Origin of the sequence: Nodosilinea sp. LEGE 07088 (assembly GCF_015207395.1) — a bacterium.
GTDB lineage: Bacteria > Cyanobacteriota > Cyanobacteriia > Phormidesmidales > Phormidesmidaceae > Nodosilinea.
Map to the genome: position 1 here is coordinate 1 of NZ_JADEWX010000316.1, position 3,273 is coordinate 3,273.

At 56.6% G+C, this 3,273-nt stretch carries 3 protein-coding genes and 1 pseudogene; all 4 read left to right on the top strand.

Annotation, left to right across the window (positions count from 1 at the left end; all coding sequences use genetic code 11):
- Positions 1-163, top strand: a pseudogene (locus IQ254_RS30405) (photosystem II q(b) protein); the annotation flags it as partial.
- 216 nt (positions 164-379) lie between these two features.
- Positions 380-2,128 carry a dynamin family protein gene (locus IQ254_RS30410; protein WP_193969873.1) on the top strand — a complete coding sequence of 583 codons (1,749 nt, stop codon included), beginning with the start codon at positions 380-382 and terminating at the stop codon, positions 2,126-2,128.
- Positions 2,129-2,638: 510 nt separating this feature from the next.
- Positions 2,639-2,839 carry a DUF4089 domain-containing protein gene (locus IQ254_RS30415; RefSeq protein WP_228041242.1) on the top strand — a complete coding sequence of 67 codons (201 nt, stop codon included), beginning with the start codon at positions 2,639-2,641 and terminating at the stop codon, positions 2,837-2,839.
- On the top strand, positions 2,836-3,273 hold a 438-nt coding region (locus IQ254_RS30420), incomplete at its 3' end, for an amidase family protein (RefSeq protein WP_255527049.1). The genes IQ254_RS30415 and IQ254_RS30420, both read left to right, overlap by 4 nt.

A 3,273-nucleotide genomic window follows, 5' to 3' on the forward strand; every position in this document is an offset into this window, starting at 1 on the left:
CAACTTCAACCAGTCCATCCTTGACTCTCAGGGTCGGGTGATTGGCACTTGGGCGGATGTAATCAACCGGGCCAACCTGGGTATGGAAGTGATGCACGAGCGCAATGCTCACAACTTCCCCCTGGACCTGGCGACGGCTGAGGCTCCTGAAATCATCGGCTAGTCTTGAGCGACTACCCCCTTGATTGACACAGAAAGAGCGCTCCCTTCGGGGGGCGCTCTTTTTGAACAACACGATGCCAATTGCGCCGATACCCTCAGGCAATTGACTCAACTGCGCAACGTTCTTCAGCAAGAAGTTGAATCCAGCCCAAAATTCCGGCCATGCGATAATTAAGGATAGGCCAGCGCGGCCTAGTGAGGTTTAGGGAGACACGCCGTGTCCAGCCAAATTATCGACCCAGCGCTCCACGCCTATCGCGATGACCTCGATCGCCTGCTCAAGCGTGTGCAAACCTTGGCCGCCGCCATTAACAACCCCAACCTAAAACAGACCACCCACAACCTGCGGCGCAACATCAACGAGCCCTTTTTGTTTGTGGTGGTTGGTGAGGTCAAGGCGGGCAAGAGCAGCTTTGTCAACGCCCTGCTCGATGCCGAAGTCTGCGCCACCGACATTGAGCCCTGCACCGACTCGATTCAGCAGATCGTCTACGCCGACCAGGAGTTTGTCGAGCAGGTCGAGCCCAGCCTGCGCAAGATTGGCCGCCCCATCTCGATTCTGCAAGACATTTCTATTGTCGATACGCCGGGTACCAACACGGTGATTGCTGAGCACCAGATCATCACCGAGCGCTACATTCCCAATAGCGACCTGACCTTTTTTGTGCTGTTTGCCAAAAATCCCTATCAAAAGAGCGCCTGGGATTTTCTCGATTTTGTCAGCGCCGAGTGGCGCAAAAAAGTAGTGTTTATTTTGCAGCAGGCCGATCTGCTGCGCCCCGCCGATCTGCAAACCAACATCGAGCGGGTGAAGGAATACGCCTACCAAAAGCAGATCAAAGCACCGGTGATCTTTCCTACCTCGGCCACCCTAGAACAGGAGGGCGATCCGGCCAACAGCGGTTTTGAGCCGGTGAGACAGTACATTCAGGCTATGGTGTCGTCGGGGGAGAGCTACAAGATCAAGCTGCGATCGGTCAGCCAGACCACCCAGCAAATTATCGCTCTGCTCAACGGCGATGTGGCGGCGCTCAACCAGCAGCTGGCTGTCGATCGCGCCACCGCCCAGAGCATTCGCAGCAAAATAGATGCGGGTCGGGAGCGATCGCGCTACGAGGTCAACACCCTGGCCGATCGCCTGGCGGCTCGCTATGAGGTGATTTCGGCCCGCATCAAACGCGACTTTCGTGAAAGCCTAACGGTGCCCATGGTAATCCGGCGATCGTTTGTGGGGCTGTTTAACGAAGCGGCCTCGATGCAGGCCTGGGTCGATGAGTTTCAGGAGCGCTGCGCCCGTGACCTGCGGGCCTCCCTCGAAGAAGCCTCGAATGAGGGAGCCCAGCACTTTGTCGACGGCATTCGCCAGCTCTTTGACGGGCTAAACCAAGATTTAGAGAATGTTAAAGTCCAGCGCATCGAGAGTAGCCACATTTCGCTCAGGGTGCTGGAGCGTCGCCAGGAAGTGATCGAGAGCGTGCGAGCCAAGGTCGATAACCTGCTAGTCGATCAAGGTCTGGGGGATATGCTGGCGACCCAGGCGGGTGACATGGCCAACGAAATTGTCGGCGGGGCGATCATGGCGGTGTCGGGTACTATTCTGCACGTGATTCAGTTTGCGGTGGCGGAGGCAATTATGAGCGCCATTGGCATCGCTTTTGCCGGGGTGGGGGTAATCGTGCTGAGCATCGGTATTCTCTGGCAGCGCAACCGCATTGTTGCCAAGTTTGAGCAAGCCCTAGACAACGAAAAGACTCGGTTTCAAGAAGAGATTGCCAGCCGCCTGAACGAAAAGCTGGGGCTAATCTACGAAGAAGTGGAGCGCATTTTTACCCAGTTCTACGACCATGTGGAGCGCGAAGAAGCTGCGATACAGCCGATCATCAATCAGTACGGGGCGATTCAGCAGGAGGCGGCTGGGTTGTTGGGCTCCCATGTGCTGGATGAGCCGAGGGCCAGATCACAGTGAGAGTAAACGGTAGCATTGGCCTATCCATGCTGACATGGCCAGCCTGCGCGACAACAATTGGCGATGATCATTGTCAGCGATACATTGCCATCGGGCGAGCAGCGTTGAGGAATAGACCGATAGTCATTCAGTATCCTAAAAGCAGGCGGGCTTGGCGATGACGCCGAATGACCTTGCAAGAGTACGTTTTGATCAGTGCTACCGATCCGATAAACCTTCTGTTCAGTGCAACAAAGGTTTCGTAAGTGCGAAGAAAGCTGACGGAGAGGCTAATCAGGTGCCTGGGGCAGCGGATGAACCTGACGGGCCTCTCGAACGCTAGAAACCAATTTTCGCCCTGCTTGAAGAGGGCAACTCTTGTAACTATTACATTGTCGGTCTCCATGCTAGAGGAATTCCTCTTCCGGAAGGAGAATCGGCCACGCGGCCTAACGGAGTAGTGACCGGTGTACTCAACGGTGGCGTGCTAGTATCCCGCTGGGCAGAGCAAGCCAGAGCCATGCTAAATCAATGATGGAAAAGAACCCGTTTAACTCTATTGCACCAAACGATTACGTTGAGGCGATCGCAGCCACTCTGGGGCTATCTATCCCCGATGAGATCAAGCCGGGGGTAGTGGCGAATGTGGAGCAGATCTGGGCGATCGCCCAGCCCGTCATCACCTTCCCCCTCTCCGACACCGTAGAAAGCGCCGCCACCTTTGAGCCATGAGCAAATTTCAGAATGCTTTGGCGATCGCCACTGCGATTAAGCAAAAGAATCTAGCGGCGCGATCGCGCCTCGAAACCACCCTGGCCGATATTGCCGCCCGCAACCCAACGCTGAACTGCTTCACTGAGGTAACGGCGGAGCGATCGCGATCGCAGGCCCAGGCCATCGATCGCGCGATCGCCGCAGGCCAAGACCCTGGCCCCCTGGCCGGAGTCCCCTTCGCGGTCAAAAACCTGTTTGATATCCAGGGCCTCACCACCCTGGCGGGGGCCAAGCTGAACCAGAGCAATCCCCCAGCCCCCCAGGATGCCACCGCGATCGCTCGCCTGGAGCAGGCCGGGGCAGTGCTAATCGGCGCGCTAAATATGGATGAATATGCCTACGGCTTTGTCACCATCAACGCCCACTTTGGCACCACCCCCAACCCCCACGAC

Excerpts from the sequence above, each read along its gene's own strand:
- IQ254_RS30415 (WP_228041242.1), top strand. The coding sequence starts at position 2,639 with ATGATGGAAAAGAACCCGTTTAACTCTATTGCACCAAACGATTACGTT.